The organism is Sphingobium indicum BiD32, from assembly GCF_000382885.1.
GTDB classification, from domain to species: Bacteria; Pseudomonadota; Alphaproteobacteria; order Sphingomonadales; family Sphingomonadaceae; genus Sphingobium; species Sphingobium japonicum_C.
In genome coordinates this window covers 1-16,283 of record NZ_CAVK010000101.1, presented here as the reverse complement: position 1 = coordinate 16,283, position 16,283 = coordinate 1, and the positions used below count along the sequence as shown (strand labels likewise).

Annotated in this window: 13 protein-coding genes; 7 read left to right on the top strand and 6 right to left on the bottom strand. The window is 59.8% G+C overall.

Features of this window, described 5'->3' with window-relative positions; translation table 11 throughout:
• From EBBID32_RS24870 to EBBID32_RS10470, 5 genes are all read left to right on the top strand, one after another.
• A partial coding sequence (locus EBBID32_RS24870) for a hypothetical protein (protein WP_231382164.1) occupies positions 1 to 188 on the top strand: 188 nt, incomplete at its 5' end.
• 299 nt (positions 189 to 487) lie between these two features.
• Positions 488 to 2,698, top strand: a complete 2,211-nt coding sequence (locus tag EBBID32_RS10485) for a TonB-dependent receptor (RefSeq protein ID WP_037490070.1) — start codon at positions 488 to 490, stop codon at positions 2,696 to 2,698.
• A gap of 86 nt (positions 2,699 to 2,784) precedes the next feature.
• On the top strand, positions 2,785 to 4,014 hold the full coding sequence (locus EBBID32_RS10480) for an amidohydrolase family protein (RefSeq protein ID WP_006956066.1): 1,230 nt from the start codon (positions 2,785 to 2,787) through the stop codon (positions 4,012 to 4,014).
• Positions 4,014 to 5,549 carry a class I adenylate-forming enzyme family protein gene (locus EBBID32_RS10475; RefSeq protein ID WP_006956063.1) on the top strand — a complete coding sequence of 512 codons (1,536 nt, stop codon included), beginning with the start codon at positions 4,014 to 4,016 and terminating at the stop codon, positions 5,547 to 5,549. Before EBBID32_RS10480 ends, EBBID32_RS10475 begins: the two co-directional genes overlap by 1 nt.
• 113 nt (positions 5,550 to 5,662) lie before the next feature.
• On the top strand, positions 5,663 to 6,856 hold the full coding sequence (locus EBBID32_RS10470) for an acetyl-CoA C-acyltransferase (RefSeq protein WP_006956061.1): 1,194 nt from the start codon (positions 5,663 to 5,665) through the stop codon (positions 6,854 to 6,856).
• Between the two features lie 263 nt (positions 6,857 to 7,119).
• On the opposite strand, the gene dmpG is transcribed toward EBBID32_RS10470, so the two are convergent.
• From dmpG to EBBID32_RS10445, 5 genes are all read right to left on the bottom strand, one after another.
• Entirely contained in the window at positions 7,120 to 8,163 is a 1,044-nt protein-coding gene (gene dmpG, locus EBBID32_RS10465; RefSeq protein WP_006956059.1) for a 4-hydroxy-2-oxovalerate aldolase, read from the bottom strand.
• Positions 8,160 to 9,107, bottom strand: a complete 948-nt coding sequence (locus tag EBBID32_RS10460; protein ID WP_006956056.1) for an acetaldehyde dehydrogenase (acetylating) — start codon at positions 9,105 to 9,107, stop codon at positions 8,160 to 8,162. The genes dmpG and EBBID32_RS10460 overlap by 4 nt, the downstream gene beginning before the upstream one ends.
• The gene (locus EBBID32_RS10455) at positions 9,104 to 9,883 is read right to left on the bottom strand and encodes a 2-keto-4-pentenoate hydratase (protein ID WP_006956054.1); all 780 of its coding nucleotides are present in this window, start codon (positions 9,881 to 9,883) and stop codon (positions 9,104 to 9,106) included. Before EBBID32_RS10455 ends, EBBID32_RS10460 begins: the two co-directional genes overlap by 4 nt.
• 105 nt (positions 9,884 to 9,988) lie before the next feature.
• Complete coding sequence (locus tag EBBID32_RS10450) at positions 9,989 to 11,638, bottom strand: FAD-dependent monooxygenase (protein WP_037490065.1); 1,650 nt, start codon at positions 11,636 to 11,638, stop codon at positions 9,989 to 9,991.
• 101 nt (positions 11,639 to 11,739) lie between these two features.
• Positions 11,740 to 12,675, bottom strand: a complete 936-nt coding sequence (locus tag EBBID32_RS10445) for an alpha/beta fold hydrolase (RefSeq protein WP_051093323.1) — start codon at positions 12,673 to 12,675, stop codon at positions 11,740 to 11,742.
• Positions 12,676 to 12,915: 240 nt separating this feature from the next.
• Between EBBID32_RS10445 and EBBID32_RS10440 the strand changes: the two genes are divergently transcribed.
• A complete protein-coding gene (locus EBBID32_RS10440) occupies positions 12,916 to 13,878 on the top strand; it encodes a LysR family transcriptional regulator (RefSeq protein WP_006956049.1) in 963 nt (320 codons plus the stop codon).
• Between the two features lie 29 nt (positions 13,879 to 13,907).
• Here the strand turns inward: EBBID32_RS10440 and EBBID32_RS10435 are convergent, their stop codons facing one another.
• The gene (locus EBBID32_RS10435) at positions 13,908 to 14,894 is read right to left on the bottom strand and encodes a VOC family protein (protein ID WP_196805632.1); all 987 of its coding nucleotides are present in this window, start codon (positions 14,892 to 14,894) and stop codon (positions 13,908 to 13,910) included.
• Positions 14,895 to 15,226: 332 nt separating this feature from the next.
• On the opposite strand from EBBID32_RS10435, the gene EBBID32_RS10420 reads away from it, so the two are divergent.
• Positions 15,227 to 16,283 (top strand): IS3 family transposase gene (locus EBBID32_RS10420; protein WP_440590961.1). Its coding sequence is split into 2 segments (ribosomal slippage), with 1,058 coding nucleotides annotated over them: positions 15,227 to 15,473 and positions 15,473 to 16,283; the frame shifts between segments, so codons are not numbered across the junction. This gene is flagged as partial in the annotation.

Genomic DNA, 16,283 nt, shown 5'->3' with positions numbered 1-16,283 from the left:
CCTCAACTTGCACCAAAAATGCGGAAGAACCCTCATTTGTCGTCAACCGGCTATCGAATTTGTCGTTGCACAGATATTTCCAACATTATGCATCATTCGATGGCGGTCCGAAGACGAGCGGCCACCGGAGGCGTCTTCTGGCCAAGGGCATCGCAGCCTTTGCCGGTTGTAACGCGCCGGTCTCCTGAAAAGGGAGAAAAGATCGATTGGTGAGGTGCAGGGCGTCGCAGCCTGTACTACCCCTCGGGTGCTGGCCTAGGCTCGACTTACAACGGCAAAGCCAAGGTGGACTAGGGGTAACGTAGCGACGCAGTGCGTGGGGAACTCACCGCCTTTTACGATACTTGGCATCCAAACATGCTATTTTTCGGATGGCTTCCAGAGTGGGACAACAGATCCGTAGCGAGGCGCAAATTGTCCATCAGAGACAGGGATGGGGCCACCGGAGGTCTCGATCCGATGCAATGGCTCGCATTGGGAGGATGACATGAAACCAACAACCGTCGCGCTTTGTAGCGCAGTTAGCCTTTTCGCAATCTCGACCAGCGCGCAGGCCCAAACCATTGCGCCGGACGTTCCGCCGACGAGCCAGGCCGCGGAGCCTGTACCCGGAACGGATGATATCGTGGTCACTGCAACGCGTGGGGCCAGCAACCTCCAGTCGACCCCCGTGGCCATCACGGCGATGACCGCCGAAGGATTGCAGAAACTCGGCATCTCGGACGTGGAAAGCCTAGGTGCCACCGTCCCGGGAATCAGCTTCGGTAGCCTTGTCGGCCAATCGCATATTGCAATACGCGGCATTGGTTCCAGCGAACTGAACCCGGGAGTGGATCCCCGCGTGGCCTATCATCAAGACGGCATCTATATCGGGCGTCCGGCCGCTCAAACGGGCGGCTTCTTCGATGTAGAGAGAGTCGAAATTCTCAAGGGGCCACAGGGCGCACTTTACGGCCGGAACGCTACTGCCGGAGCCATAAACGTCATTAGCCGCAGCCCATCAGCGCAGACATCGGGTTATATGATTCTCAGCTATGGGAATTATAACACCGTTCTAGCCGAAGGCGCGGTGGGGGGTGCGTTGTCCTCAACTCTTTCCGGTCGTATTTCGCTGCAGGGCCGTCGTCGCGACGGCTTTGGCAGAAATATCGTTACACGCACCGATATCGACGATCAGTCTGAGGCCAACATTCGCGCTAGCTTGCGGTGGCGACCGACCTCCGTAATCGACATCAGACTGATCGGAGAATATCATCGCGAAGACGATAATGCAGGTGCCCTCCATTATCTTGGCCAGGCAAATCCATCGCTTCCCCTCGTGGGTGCGCTCAATGGCGGTGTCAATCCATCAAACCCTCGCGACATAGCTGCCTACAAGGATCCTTTTGTCGATGTACAGACCTACGCCGGCACGTTGCTAGCGACGTTCGACATGGATTGGGCGACCCTTAAGTCCTATTCGTCGATCCGACGGAGCGAAGCGCGCTTTGGCAGCAATATCGATGGAAGCAGCTTCCCGCTGTCCTTCTCTACGGTGGTTGAGAACGCTGACCAGATAAGCCAGGAATTTGTGCTTACCGGCACGCTCGGGCGCTTGGAATGGCTGGCTGGCGTCCAATATATCCGTGAGAATATCTACTCTTCGCAAACGCTTCCGTTCAGCTACGTCGTCGCTGGTGGCCCCAACCTGCTGGCGCAGGGCTATTTCGCCGGGGGCAAGCTCATCAATGAAGCGATCGCTCCTTATGCCCGCCTGAAGTATAAACTTACCGACAGGATTTCGCTGGTCATCGGGGGACGATACACGGACGATAATAGAAGAGTGTCCGATCAATCGCAGTTTGATTTCACCCGTGTATTCTCTCCAACTAATCCGGTGATCAATCTGCCCGGCTTTCCGCGACAGGCGAAGACAGATTTCAAGAAGTTCACACCGACGGCCACCTTGGACTTCCAAGCAACCGACAACCTCTACGCCTATATTTCCTACACGGAAGGATTCAAAGCCGGCGGCTATAATCTGGGCGTAGCAAGCAACGCATTCGAGCCAGAGACGATCAAGGACTTCGAACTGGGTGTGCGGTTCGACACAACAGACCGGTTGCTTCGGCTGAACGCCACGCTCTTCCATTATGACTACAAGAATTTGCAGCTTGGGATTTTGCGTGGGCCGGTGATCGTCATCGAAAACGCAGCCCAGGCAGAGCTCTATGGCGCTGATATCGACGTCACCTTGCGGCCCGCCTCGGCTTTGCAGATCGATGGTTCGTTTTCCATAATCCATTCGGAATATAAGGATTTCGTAAGCACCAATCCGGCGTTTGTGGCCGATGGTCCGGTCGATCTGGGGGGGAACCAGCTAACCCAGGCGCCTAAATTCACAGGTCGGGTAGGCGCTCAATATACGATACCGCTCGGCGGCGGCGAAGTCACACTCCGTGGCGATTATGTCTACACCAGCCGGATCTATTTCACGCCGTGGAACGAACGGGCAGTTTCACAAGCGAAACGCGGATTGCTCAATGCGCGGCTGACTTATGAACGCGGCGGTTGGAGTGTAGAGGGCTATATGGATAACATCACCGGCAAGCGGTACGTTGCCCAATCCTATGTTTCGAACGCACTTTTCGGCGCGCCCGTATTGGGGGGCCTTGGAGCGCCACGTACCTTCGGCGTCAAGGTAACCCGCTCGTTCTGACCGCCGACACGTATTCGACGCCGGATCGGGTCGCCGTCGCCTGGATCAGCCTCGTCGCTTAATGCTATTCCAGAGGAGGAATTAAGATGTCCGGACCTGTTGAACCGACCTTTGATCTAGTCTTCCAGGACGCGTGGATATTTGACGGTGAACGGACGCTCCCCAAGCCTACGAGTGTCGGAATCACCGATGGCAGAATCGCAAAAATCTCGCAGAGTCATCTTTCAGGCCGGCAGACGGTCAATGCGGCCGGTCTGTGGCTGACCCCAGGGCTCATCGAAAGCCACATCCATCTGTTCGACTTCCAGAACGCGATTAACCCGGAGGCGATGGGCCATTATATCAAGGAGGAGCTGCCAAAGAATCTGCGGTCGTTCCTGGACTATGGGATTACGTCGGTGAAGTCGGTCGGCGACCCGCTTCCCGAGATTGGCGATGTCCGCAATCGGCTCGCTTCGGGCGACCTGTCAGGCCCGCGGCTCCTGATGACCGGCGTCGGCATCACTGCTCCCGGCGGCCATCCCAGCGCAACCGTCTATGGCCGCAACCCCTGGTATCGACTGCGCGCCGCCAGTGAGATCGGCTCGGTCGATGAAGCCCGCGATGTCGTCAATGCGATGGCCGAAAAGGGTGTCGATGCCATCAAACTGCTGCTACAGGGTGGCTGCCGCTGCTCGGGAGAACCCGATTACAAGTGGCATGGGATGGTTTCAATTCAGCGCATGAAACCCGAAGTTCTGGAAGCAGCAGTCGCTGAGGCGCGGCGGCTCGGCTTCAAGACCACTGTTCATACGTTCGAGGAAGAACGCGCGATCGAAGCACTGGAGGCTGGCGCTGACGGCGTGGAGCATGGTGTCGTTGCCACGCGCATTTCGGACAAGCGCTTCATCGACCTGTTACTCAAGAACGATGCTTCGTATGTGCCCACTTTGTGGGTCTATCCGCGCGCCGAAGCGATGCATAACCTCGCCTTGGTTCGCGACGCTGGTGTACGCATTGTCCTTGGCAGCGACAGCTTCGCACCGACGGTTCAGATCGAAGGCCTGGAGTCAGGCATGTTCGGTGCCAATTCCATTGTTGAAGCCGAGCGCATGGCGCTTTCGGGTTTGACAGCGACCGAGATCCTGCGTTCAGCGACCGGCCTCGCCGCCGTCCATCTCGGGCGCAGCGACATAGGCGTCATTGCCGAAGGGCGGCAAGCCGATCTGCTTCTCCTCCAGGCGGATCCGACCGTTTCTGTCGAGAACCTCAAGAGCCCGCTGAAAGTGATTCAAGGCGGGCGCATAGTGGTCGACCGGGCCGAGCAGCAGGCGTGATGGACAAGCCGTCGTTCATCGGCATCACGCTCGCGGATCTCCTCCTTCAGGCCGTACGGCGTCACGGAGGGCGGGTAGCGATCCATACCACCGAAATGCTCAGCTACGCCGATCTGGATGAACGATCCGACCGGCTTGCGGCGTTCCTGTCGTCGCGGGGATTTGGCACTGGATCCCGGATTGCCCTTCATCTTCGCAATGGCGCGGAATATGTCGTTGCCGACCTTGCGATCCTCAAACTTGCGGCCGCCAAAGTGCCGCTCAATGAGTTAATCGCCCCCGCAGAGATCGCCTATTGCCTCAACCATGCTGCGGTCGACGTGCTCATCGCTCATGCTTCCTTTCTCAATCCCGTGGCCCGACAGCCCATCGACCGCGATATCCTGACGATCGCAGTCGGCGATCACAGCCCGGATCACGGTGACCATCTGACCTGGGCTGAGGTTATGAGCCACCCGAGCGTGGCCAGCCGGATCGTTGCCGACCCGGACGATACAGCGATGATCATCTATACCGGGGGCACAACCGGTCGGCCCAAGGGTGTCCGCCACAGTTACGGTCGGCTCGGCGTCAATCTGCTCGCGCAACTCGTCTGCGGTGACATCCGATCGGATGAGGTCATGTATCTTTCGACGCCGCTGCCCCATTCGGCGGGATTTCACCTGCAGGCGTGTCTCCTCCAGGGCGGGCAAGCCATATTGGCAGCAAAATTCGATCCTGGCCGTTTTCTCGACGCCTGCGAACAGTATCGCGTAACCTGGTCCTTCATGGTTCCCACCATGATCTACCGGCTTCTTGACGCAATGGACGCGCGACGCTGCGACTTGTCATCGGTGCGCACTGTCGTTTATGGCGCCGCACCCATGAGCCAACCACGGCTCAAGGAAGGACTGAGGCGCTTTGGCCCGGTCTTTATCCAGCTTTACGGCCAGATCGAATCTCCGAACTGGATCACCGGACTGACCAAGGAGGATCATCTCACGGACCACCTCCTTGCCTCCTGCGGTCGGGCTGTCCCGTTCGTCGATGTCAGGATTGCTGGGGAATCGCCTGACGCAGGGGAAGTAGAGGTTCGATCACCCTATCGGATGCTCGATTATCTCGATGACCGCCACGCGACGGGGGCGGCGTTCAACGGTGAATGGCTCCGCACCGGAGACCTCGGATATCTCGATAGCCAAGGCTATCTGTTCCTCGTTGATCGCGCCAAGGACATGATCATCAGCGGCGGGATGAATGTCTATTCGGTAGAGGTTGAGGCCGCGCTGCGGCTCCATCCCGATGTCCGCGAAGTTGCCGTCGTTGGCCTTCCCGACGATGATTGGGGGGAAGCGGTCACGGCGGTCATCGTGACGTCCGCCGATCCGGCACCGCTTGAGGACTTGCGGAGGCATGCAAAACAGAGCCTGTCTGCCTATAAAACGCCCAAGCGCTTCGTCTTCCTTGAAGAGATGCCGCTCACAGCCTTTGGTAAGATCGACAAGAAGCGCTTGCGAACCAGTTTGCTGACAGAAGCAAATGTGGACGTAGACTGAGGTCCATCCCCGCCGCATCCCATTTCGCCCCCGGGACGGAAGTTCACCGCGCCGTCCAACCGCTCCGGCCCCAGCTATCCTCAACGCACTACTCTAGATTGGAAAGACACCACATGCCGGATGCCCTGGATCCCGTCGTCATCGTCTCGGCTGCGCGCACGCCGATCGGCCGCTTCCTCGGAGATTTTTCGACGGTGAAAGCACCGGCATTGGGCGCCCATACTATACGCGCGGCGTTGACGCGAGCCAAGCTTGGCGATCGCCCCGTCGATGAGGTCTTCATGGGATGCGTACTGCCAGCCGGCCAGGGACAGGCGCCAGCACGGCAGGCAGCAAGGGCCGCAGGTCTTCCGGATGCGACCGGCGCAACCACGATCAACAAAGTGTGTGGATCAGGTATGAAGGCGACCATGTTGGCGCATGATTTGATCCTTGCGGGCTCGGCAGAGGTCGTAGTGGCAGGCGGCATGGAGTCGATGTCCAACACACCCTACCTTCTGAGCAAGGCGCGCACCGGATACCGGCTCGGCCATGAGGCGTTTCTTGACCACATGATGCTGGACGGTCTCGAAGACGCCTACGAGCCTGGTCGGCCCATGGGGGACTTCGGGGAGACCGCTGCCGGCATGTATGGGTTTAGCCGGACTGACCAGGATGCTTACGCGATTGAGACTTTGACGCGTGCGCGGATGGCGATCGCCGAGGGCGCTTTTGCCGATGAGATCGCTCCGTTCCCTGTATACAGCAGAGGCGGAAGCACGTTGATCGACATCGACGAACATCCAATGAAGGTGGCGGTCGAACGGATTCCGGATCTCAAGCCAGCGTTTCGCCCCGACGGCACGATCACGGCTGCCAGCGCCTCCGCGCTGGCCGATGGCGCCGCCGCGCTCGTCCTGACCCGGCGGTCCATCGCCAAGCGCGATGGGCTGCCGGTCTTCGCCGAGATTCGTGCGCACGCCACCCATAGCCAGGAGCCGGCGCTCTATGCGACCGCTCCGATCTCCGCGATCCGTAAGCTGCTTGACCGCGTCGGCTGGTCTGTCGATGATGTCGATCTGTTCGAGATCAACGAAGCCTTCGCGGTCGTCGCGATGGCCGCTGCCGTCGATCTCGGCATCGCACGCGAACGCCTCAACATCAATGGCGGGGCTTGTGCACTCGGTCACCCGATCGGAGCCACAGGTGCGCGGATCATCGTCACGCTCCTGCATGCCCTGCGAAAGCGCGGGCTCAAGCGCGGCGTCGCTAGCCTGTGTCTCGGCGGCGGCGAGGCTACCGCTATTGCCGTCGAGCTACCTGGCTGAGCAAGCGAGTGGCATGTTCGGGGTCATTGCATGCGCCAAGGTCTTCATCGAGATCAAGACAGGGGCATCAACGGGAGTGATACGCTGCGGCCTGGTCCATTTGATCCCCAACGACCAAGCCCTTCCGTAGATTCTTGCGCCCGCGCTTTCGACGGTCGACCTCCCGGTCTACACCTGTCAGGGCAGTGTCACGCCGAAGATCACATGTGCTGCCGATTTTCTCGCGCGGTGCGGACTGGAGCACATGGCCGTCGCATCACGGGTTATTTGTGTGAAGCCCGGACGAGATCGAGCGCAACATCGGTGATCATGTCCTCCTGGCCACCCACCATCTTCCTGCGCCCCAATTCGATCAGGATCTGTCGGGTGTCGAGCCCATGGTCCATCGCCGCCCGTTCGGCATGGCGAAGGAAGCTGGAATAGACCCCGGCATAGCCAAGGCTCAGCGTCTCCCGGTCGACCCGCACGGGTCGATCTTGGAGCGGTCGCACAAGGTCCTCAGCAGCATCCATCAAGGCGAAGAGATCGGTCCCGTGCTGCCATCCGAGCCGATCGGCCGCAGCAATGAAAACTTCGAGCGGAGCGTTACCGGCGCCTGCTCCCATGCCTGCGAGCGACGCATCGACGCGAAGAGCGCCGTTCTGGACGGCGACAATCGAGTTGGCGACGCCAAGCGAGAGATTGTGATGCGCGTGAATTCCTCGCTGCGTCTCAGGTTTGAGGATTCGGTCATAGGCCTGCATTCGCGAGGCGATGTCGTCCATGCTCATCGCGCCGCCGCTGTCGGTGACATAGACGCAATGCGCGCCATAGCTTTCCATCAGCTTCGCTTGCTGTGCGAGGGCATCGGGCGGGCTCATATGGCTCATCATCAAAAACCCCGAGACGTCCATGCCGAGTGCGCGGGCATATTCGATATGCTGGCGCGAAACATCGGCTTCCGTGCAATGGGTCGCGACCCGCACCGATCGGACGCCGAGCGCATGCGCCTGCTTGAGGTCGTGGACCGTCCCGATGCCGGGCAAGAGCAGAGTGGTGAGGACACTATGCGTCAGGACCTCGGCTACCGCTTCGATCCACGCCCAGTCAGTATGCGCGCCAAAACCATAATTGAACGACGAGCCGGACAGGCCGTCGCCGTGGGCGACCTCAATCGCGTCAACCTGGGCGGCATCGAGCGCGCGCGCGATCGCCCTCACATGATCGAGATCATATTGGTGGCGGATCGCGTGCATACCATCGCGCAACGTAACGTCCTGGATGTAGAGTTTACCCTTCGGCAGGCTTGCAGATGCTGAGACAGTCATATGGTGATCCTTCCGGCCTGAAGCTGGGCGATGCGTTCGGCCGTCTTGAGCGCAGCGGATGTCATGATATCGAGATTGCCCGCATAGGCCGGCAAATAGTGGGCCGCGCCCTCGACCTCCAGGAAGACCGAGACCTTTGCACCGATGAAATCGCCGGCCATTTCGGGAATGTGGAGCGGCGCATTTCCGCCGATCGTCTCAAACTGCACGGCCTGCTTGAGCCTGTAACCCGGTACGTAAGATTGAACCTCTTCCACCATCTGGAGGATCGACGCTTCGATCGCGGCGAAGTCAGCGTCCTCCCCGACCAGGCAGTAGACCGTGTCGCGCATGATGAGGGGCGGCTCCGCTGGGTTGAGCACGATGATCGCCTTGCCCCGCCGCGCCCCGCCGACCTTCTCGATGGCCTGGCTGGTGGTTTCGGTGAACTCGTCGATATTTGACCGCGTGCCCGGTCCCGCCGACTTGGACGCGATCGATGCGACGATCTCGCCATAGATAACCGGCGATATCCGGTTGACCGCCGCGACGATCGGGATCGTCGCCTGCCCCCCGCAGGTCACCATGTTGAGGTTGGTTTCATGCAGGTTCGCGGTGCCGTTGACGGCGGGAATGGTGAAGGGCCCGATCGCGGCAGGTGTCAGATCGATCACGATCTTGCCGTATTCTCGCAGGATGCGGTCATGTTTTTCATGGGCGCCCGCCGACGTGGCGTCAAAGACGATAGCGATGTCGGCAAAGACCGGCAGGGCGACCAGTCCGTCGATGCCATCCGATGTTACCGCAACGCCCATGCGCTCGGCGCGCTGCAGCCCATCGGACTGCGGGTCGACGCCGACAAAGGCCGCCATTTCCAGCACCTGCGACAACCGCATGATCTTGATCATGAGATCGGTGCCGATGTTGCCCGATCCAATGATGGCAACTTTCGTCTTGGCGGTCATCTTGGATCTCCGTAGGTAAAGCCGACGACCCCGAGGCCGCCAATAGAAGCCTGGACGATGTCGCCCGGCTTGAGAGCCACCATCGGCCCGAGCGCGCCACTGAGAACCACATCGCCCTCCTTCAAAGGATCGCCGCGCTTGGCCAATGTCTCGGCGAGCCAGGCGAGCGCATTGAGGGGATGGCCAAGGCAGGCGGCGCCGGCGCCGACCGCGCCGATCTGGCCGTTCACTTCTAGCACCATGCCGCAAGTCCACAGGTCGAGGCCATCGAGGATCTTGCGATCATCTCCCAAAACATAGAAGGCGGACGATCCATTGTCGGCCACCGTGTCAGCAAACGTGATCTTCCAGTCCGCAATGCGGCTATCCACGATCTCGATCGCCGCAGTCACCTGCGCCACGGCGCGGGCGGCTTCGTCTGTCGTCACGCTATGGCTGGATAGATCAGCACCCAGGATGAACGCCACTTCCGCCTCCGCCTTGGGCTGCAGTACGCCGGGCCGCAGAAACCCACCGCTGGCAATTTCCATATCGTCGAAGAGAACACCGAAGTCTGGTTGATCGACACCCAATTGCGCCTGGACCGCCTTGGCGGTCAGGCCGACCTTTCTGCCAACCACGCGTCGCCCCTCACTTCGCCAATAGGCGGTGTTGATCGCCTGGACAGCATAGGCTGCATCGACATCCGTCGGATCGAGCGCATCACGCAGCGGCGCGATTGCTCCGCCGCTATAAGCGTGCCGCAGTCGCTCTGCCACTTGATCAAGATTGGGCATTCAGGTGCTCCAGAATTTGCAGTCAGCATCATGTCGGCCGCAATGGCCGATGCTCATATCTATGCGATGCCGATCGCCCTCCGGAGGACGCCCGGCATCCGTCGGTTAAACCGCGCCGCGCGCCTTCCCGATCACCGCACCGGGATCGCTGGGCGCTTCATCAGCACGCCACGCGATCCGCTTGTCAGGCCTGACCAAGACGAGCTTGTGCTTGTAGAAGGCTCGTGCCTTTGGTTCATGGGCAATATCGATGACAGCGAGAGGGAGCCCGCAGGCCTTTGCCGCATCGATCAGCCCCCCGATCTCGACATCGTCATCCGATACCAGCAAGGCGAAGCCGCGCCCAAGATGGTCGATCAGGGGCGTCCCCGTTTCGATCAACGAGAAATGAGGAGCGCGACAGCCCGGCACCGACGAAGGAGTGTATGTCGCAATCGTGAATTCTGGAGCGGCCTCGTCGTCGTAGGCGATGAGCGGCGAGGCGTCATATTGCAGCCCGAAATTCAGTCCCTGCGGATTGAACTGGTTACTGTCCGCTTCAATCAGCCGATTGCGAATATAGTGTCGCGCTGCTTCGCCCTCCTCACCGGGAAGCTCAACCTTGTTCCGCAGATCGAGATTGTGAGCGATCTCATGCTGAGCGGACGCCATATTGACCGCCGCGCGCGAGATCTTGTCACCGATATTCTGGCGTTCGGCCTGATAGGCGTCGAGTGCGGCGTCGGGCAGCCAGCCCTCTAAGGCGCCAGCCAGAAGCCAGCTAAGCCCCATCGCGTCCTCGATCCCCGTATTCATGCCATGCCCGGCCCATGGCGGCCAACTGTGGGCAGCATCTCCTGCAAGGAAAACCCGGTGAATCCGATAGGTGTCAGCGACGAGGCGGTTGAGCTGCCAGGATTCCTGTGAAATGACCTCATATTCGACCCGGCACCCGAGGGTTTGCTCGATCTGGCGATCAAAATCTTCCTTGCGAATGCCTTCTTGGCCATCGGGGATCGTAACGTGCGCCAACCAGAGTTCGCGACCATCGATTGCAATCAGGTTACCAAACATGTCCTTGTTGATGACCCAATTCATCCAGGCGGGCTTGCCAGGGAAAAGGCCGAGGATTTCCTTCGATCGAAAATAGACGGATTCGGCACGCGCGATCTGAGTATATCCGCCGATAAGCTTGACGCCGATTGCGCGCCTTACCATCGATCGGCCACCATCGGCGCCGATGAGGTATTTTGCCGAGATATTGCCTTCAGCGCCGCTTGTTGTGTCGAGAAATGAGACGATGACGCTATTATCGTCCTGATCAACGGCCGTGCATTCCTGGTTATAGCGCAGATCAATCTCTGGAAGGCTGGCAGCCCTTTTGCGTAGCACCTTTTCGAGGAGCGACTGTGTCGCCCGGTGTGGCCGTTCGACTGAATTCCATCCGCCGTCGTGGGAGAAACGGTCATCCTGTGCGCGGTTGCCAGAACTCGCCAGCGTATAGCGGGTGATTTCCGTGCCGTTGATCCGGGTGGAATAGACCACGTCATTGGGATAATCCTGGGGTACGCCAAGCATGCGGTACTCGTCTGCACAGCCGAACTCGCGCAGAATCTCCATCGTGCGCGCACTGGTTGTATTACACCGCGGATTGGTGGGATCGGCGTCCGATCGCCTTTCGAGCACTATGGTTCGGACCCCGCGCAGTGCCAGGTCTATGGCAGCAACAAGCCCGACGGGGCCGGCTCCCACGATCACCACTGGACAGTTGTTCATTTTCCAAATCCTGTTTGCGAGGGAGGGGTCAAGACAGGCGCCTGGCGCAGCGCACCGACCGGAATCGGAGCGGTGCCGGGTAGAAGCCTTGGAAGAGGACGTCAGAAATTCTGCGATGTGGTCGCGTCGAGTTTCCGGTCTTCGCCCGATTTTCGGAGCTTGAGGAAGGCGCTCACGAGGGAATTGAACGCATCGGCGTGTTCGAGCTGCGCCCAGTGGCCGCACCGGTTCACGAGGTGCATGCTCGAGTCCGGCACGAAGCTTACCGCGCGCAAACTCGTCTCCCAATGAACCACCCTGTCGTCGCGACCATGGATGAACAAGCAGGGCACCTTGCTTTGCGTCAGGCGTGCAAGAAGCTCTTCACCATCGGGCGCAGGTCGGAAGAAGGCGAAACCCGCCTCGTTGGGTTTGAGGAAATTCTTCAAATGATGCCTGACTTCGATGGCGCTTGCCGAGCGTTCTTCGAGAAGCTCGTCGGTCGCAAAACTCGGATCATGGACCATGATGTTCACAAGGCGGCGGAAGTTTTCCGGAGATGGATCCCGATATGTCTCGAGGATGATACGCATACCCTCGCTCACGCCGCCGGGCGTCAGCAGCGCCTGGCCAATGATACCCGACCCCATGGTGACGCAGCGGTCGACGCGCTCGGGATGATAGGCACTGAAATGCATGCCGACGAGGCCGCCCATCGAGTTACCGACGATGGCCGCGCGGTCGATACCAAGCTCGTCGAGCAGCTCTTTCAGCGCCTGGACATGGGCAAGGGAGCGGTGTTGCTCCATCGGATCCAGCGGATCACTCTTGCCCCAGCCCGGCAGGTCGACAGCAATGACACGGTATTCGCGGGCGAAGGCAGCGATGTTTGGGCTGAAGTTACTCCAGGCGGTGGCACCAGGCCCACTACCGTGGAGGAGCATTAGGGGCGGGCCCTCGCCAGCCTCATTGTAGTGGACTTGCCAATTCTTCGTTTTGGCAAAGCGACTGGTACCAGCCTCGGTCAGCGGCCTTGCGATTTCAACGTCCGGTTGCATGGGCTTCCGACCTCCCTAATGTTTGGCGCCCGTGATCCTGCTGGACCGATACGCGCGCTCCGGCAACATTCTCGCGGCGTTGCCTTGGCCTGCTGGGACGTTAGGGCAATCCAACACTCCTTAGAACTCGGTTGTTCTGAACGTGGCTATCGGTATGACCGATAGTTAAGCTCGACTCGCGGCATGGGTGCCGCACAATCATCTCTCCGTTTCGGGGAAGATCATTTCGACGGACGGAAAATGACGCACCTTCGCAACCTCAATCTCAACTTGCTGCCGATTCTGCAGGCGATCCTGCGGACAGGCAACATCACCCGGGCGTCCGAACAACTCAACATGAGCCAGTCTGCGGTAAGCGATGCGCTCTCGAAGCTTCGGCTTCACTTCAAGGACGAACTGCTGCTGCGATCGGGCCGCAAGATGGTGCCGACCAGTCTCGCACAGGCGCTCCTGCCCCAGATCGATGATGCTGCCGAGCGGGTCTCCCGCGTCTTCGGGCAACCTGTCCTCGACCCGGCTTCCATCCGACGCCGCTTTATATTAGCGACACCCGATGCGGTCATTTCCGTCATCGGCCGGCGCATCGTCGCGTCCGTCCAGCGCGAAGCGCCGGGAGCGGATGTGCAGTTCATTCCCTTGTCAGCAACGACACGCAGAGACCAACTCGCAATGTTCGATCTGATGATCGGGCCAGCCCTTATGCGAAGCTGGGGAGAGCATTTGAGCCAGCATGAGCTTTACGAGGAAAGCTTCGTCTGCATCATGCGCAAGGGTCATCCGCTCTCGACGTCTCCCCTGACGCGAGAGAGATATTGGAGTGCGGATCACGCCGCCTATCGTCCCGATGCGAGCGGGATCAGGACTGTGGAAGATGAGTTCATCGCTGCAGAAGGGGGCATCCAGCGCGAAGTCGTCCGCGTGCCAAACTTCTGGCTCCTCGCCAAATTTGTAGAAACTTCGGACTGTCTCGCGCTGATGCAGCGCCGGCTAGCTGTCCTGCTCGCGGAAACCGGCAATATCGTCATCGCCGATCCACCCTTCGCAACAAACCGGATGATGTTCTATCTGTTCTGGGACGCGGTGCATCAGAATGATCCCGAACACCGTTGGTTCAGAGGTCTGGTCACTCGAGAGGCTCGTGTCGCAGCGGATATTGAAGCTCCCGACCGCAAGCATCTTCTGCAATCGGATCGAAAGGCTTAGCTGCTCGCCCACCGATGGGCGACATTACATCAGATCTCCGGTTTCCAGTTTTCCGAAAGCGAACCAGGGGTTTTGTGACCCCAAAGACTAGTGCGGCTATGGGTCGTTACGCGCCATGTGGAGTCATCGACATCCAGCGCACCAAAGCCGAATTCGACGTCGAAGCCCGAGGGTGTTTGTGCATAGAAGGAGATCATCTTGTCGTTCGAGTGACGACCGATGCTCAGCGAAATGGCCGCACCAACGGTGTCCATCCGATCCTGCGCGTAACCGACCTCATCCAGGTCCAACACCTGCAGCATGAAATGCTGCATCCGCTTCGGTCCCTTCAATGGGAGGAAGGCGACCGTGTGATGGCGGTTGTTGCAGTGGTAGAACTCGAGGGGGAGCGGTTGCGATTGCCCTATTTCGAGAATGATCATGTCGGACAAGCGGAAGTCAAGCGCGTCCCGGTAGAAGGCCCGGGTCGCATCCATGTCTGTTGCGGTAAGCAGAACATGGCCCAAACCCTGCTCGCCGGTGAGGAAGCCGCAAACTCCGGCAGGCGAAATGAACGGCGCCTCGTCGCTTTCCCCCGGGCCATAAAATATCTCGATCCGAAGGCCCTCCGGGTCTGCGCAGGTAAACAGGTCCAGCACATTCCGAAGGCGTTTCAGTTCGGCGGTCCCCTCCTCTACGGCAATGCCGTCATCAGCCAGCTTCCGTTTAAGGGTCTCGAAAACCGCTTGGCCGGAAACCTCAAAACCCAGGAACGATACATCGTCTTCCGCGCCGGACTCGACCGATACACGCCAGGAGAGAGCGTCATTGCGGTAACGATGACTGCCACCCACAAATCCCGCATCCATCATCCCAAGGCCCTCGGTGAGGAACGTTCCCCACCGATCCGTGTCGCTGACCCGAAATCCGATATAGCCCAGTTGACTGATTCCCATCGCATCCGCTCCTCTTGCCTTTTGAACATTATGGAGGGGTGTATCGCACGATCGCAAATCGATGTTTGCGATGGCAATCATCGGCGCGCCCGAGTGTCTGCACTGCAGACCCACACGTAGTTGGCGTGGGCTTGTCACCCGGTCTGGTTGCCTGCCGGCAACGAAGGCAGACAGAACTGCAGTTGCCGGCATTTGAGGCAAAAAAAAGAGAGTATATGATCTTGGCATAACCAGATCTACAGATGGCGGCGGCAGATGGAGCAGGCAGCGCCGAGCTTTGCAGAGGTGCAGGTGCACCCTGATCCGGCACCGGCGATTGGGACGGCGATTATAGTGGAGTTCGAGCGGGCGATTTGACCTGCTCCCCAGAAATCATGCCATTGGTAAGTTAGCTCGTCAGATGGAGACGAGTGATGCGGCGAGGCCGATTTACCGAGGATCAGATCATTGGCGTGCTGCGCGAGCATGAGGCTGGCGTGAAGACCGCCGAGCTGTGCCGGAAGCACGGGATCAGCGATGCGACGTTCTACAACTGGAAGGCGAAGTATGGCGGCATGACCGTGTCGGAGGCGGCGCGGTTGCGCACGCTGGAGGACGAGAACCGACGGCTGAAGAAGCTGCTGGCGGAGTCGATGCTTGACGTGTCGGCGCTGAAGGATCTGCTGGGAAAAAACTGACCCGGTCTGCGGAGCGCTACGCTGCGGTGGAGAAGCTGATGGCCGATCACGGCTTCTCCGAACGTCGCGCCTGCAGGCTGATCGGGGTCAATCGGTCGGCATGGCAATATGAGCCGCTTCGCGGGAAGGACGATGCTGTCCGCGAGCGGATGCGAGAGATCGCGAACGAGCGCCGTCGGTTCGGCTATCGACGGCTGGCGATCCTGCTCAGGCGCGAGGGGAAAGGCATGAATTTGAAGAAGGTGTATCGGCTGTATCGCGAGGAGCGGCTGACGGTGCGCAAGCGTGGTGGTCGCAAGCGCGCGTTGGGAACACGGGCGCCGATGGCGATCCCGCAGGAGCCCAACCAGCGCTGGTCGCTCGACTTCGTGTCGGATGCATTGGCCTGCGGCCGGCGGTTCCGCATGCTCAACGTCATTGACGACTACAGCCGGGAATGCCTGGCATGCATCGTCGATACCTCGCTGTCAGGTCGGCGCGTCATCCGCGAGCTGAGCGTCATCGCCGAACGTCGCGGGCTGCCGTGCATGGTGGTCAGCGACAATGGCACCGAGCTCACCAGTCACGCCGTCCTCGCCTGGTGCCAGGACACCGGGGTCGAGTGGCATTACATCGCGCCGGGCAAGCCGCAGCAGAACGGCTTTGTCGAAAGCTTTAATGGTCGCTTGCGCGACGAGTGCCTGAACGAGCACCTGTTCCCATCGCTGGCTGCGGCGAGACGGATCATCGAGGCATGGCGGACGGACTACAACACCGTGCGTCCGCACAGCAGTCTTGGCGGGTTGGCACCCGC

Excerpts from the sequence above, each read along its gene's own strand:
- EBBID32_RS10485 (WP_037490070.1), top strand. The coding sequence starts at position 488 with ATGAAACCAACAACCGTCGCGCTTTGTAGCGCAGTTAGCCTTTTCGCA.
- EBBID32_RS10480 (WP_006956066.1), top strand. The coding sequence starts at position 2,785 with ATGTCCGGACCTGTTGAACCGACCTTTGATCTAGTCTTCCAGGACGCG.
- EBBID32_RS10475 (WP_006956063.1), top strand. The coding sequence starts at position 4,014 with ATGGACAAGCCGTCGTTCATCGGCATCACGCTCGCGGATCTCCTCCTT.
- EBBID32_RS10470 (WP_006956061.1), top strand. The coding sequence starts at position 5,663 with ATGCCGGATGCCCTGGATCCCGTCGTCATCGTCTCGGCTGCGCGCACG.
- dmpG (WP_006956059.1), bottom strand. The coding sequence starts at position 8,163 with ATGACTGTCTCAGCATCTGCAAGCCTGCCGAAGGGTAAACTCTACATC.
- EBBID32_RS10460 (WP_006956056.1), bottom strand. The coding sequence starts at position 9,107 with ATGACCGCCAAGACGAAAGTTGCCATCATTGGATCGGGCAACATCGGC.
- EBBID32_RS10455 (WP_006956054.1), bottom strand. The coding sequence starts at position 9,883 with ATGCCCAATCTTGATCAAGTGGCAGAGCGACTGCGGCACGCTTATAGC.
- EBBID32_RS10450 (WP_037490065.1), bottom strand. The coding sequence starts at position 11,638 with ATGAACAACTGTCCAGTGGTGATCGTGGGAGCCGGCCCCGTCGGGCTT.
- EBBID32_RS10445 (WP_051093323.1), bottom strand. The coding sequence starts at position 12,675 with ATGCAACCGGACGTTGAAATCGCAAGGCCGCTGACCGAGGCTGGTACC.
- EBBID32_RS10440 (WP_006956049.1), top strand. The coding sequence starts at position 12,916 with ATGACGCACCTTCGCAACCTCAATCTCAACTTGCTGCCGATTCTGCAG.
- EBBID32_RS10435 (WP_196805632.1), bottom strand. The coding sequence starts at position 14,894 with ATGATTGCCATCGCAAACATCGATTTGCGATCGTGCGATACACCCCTC.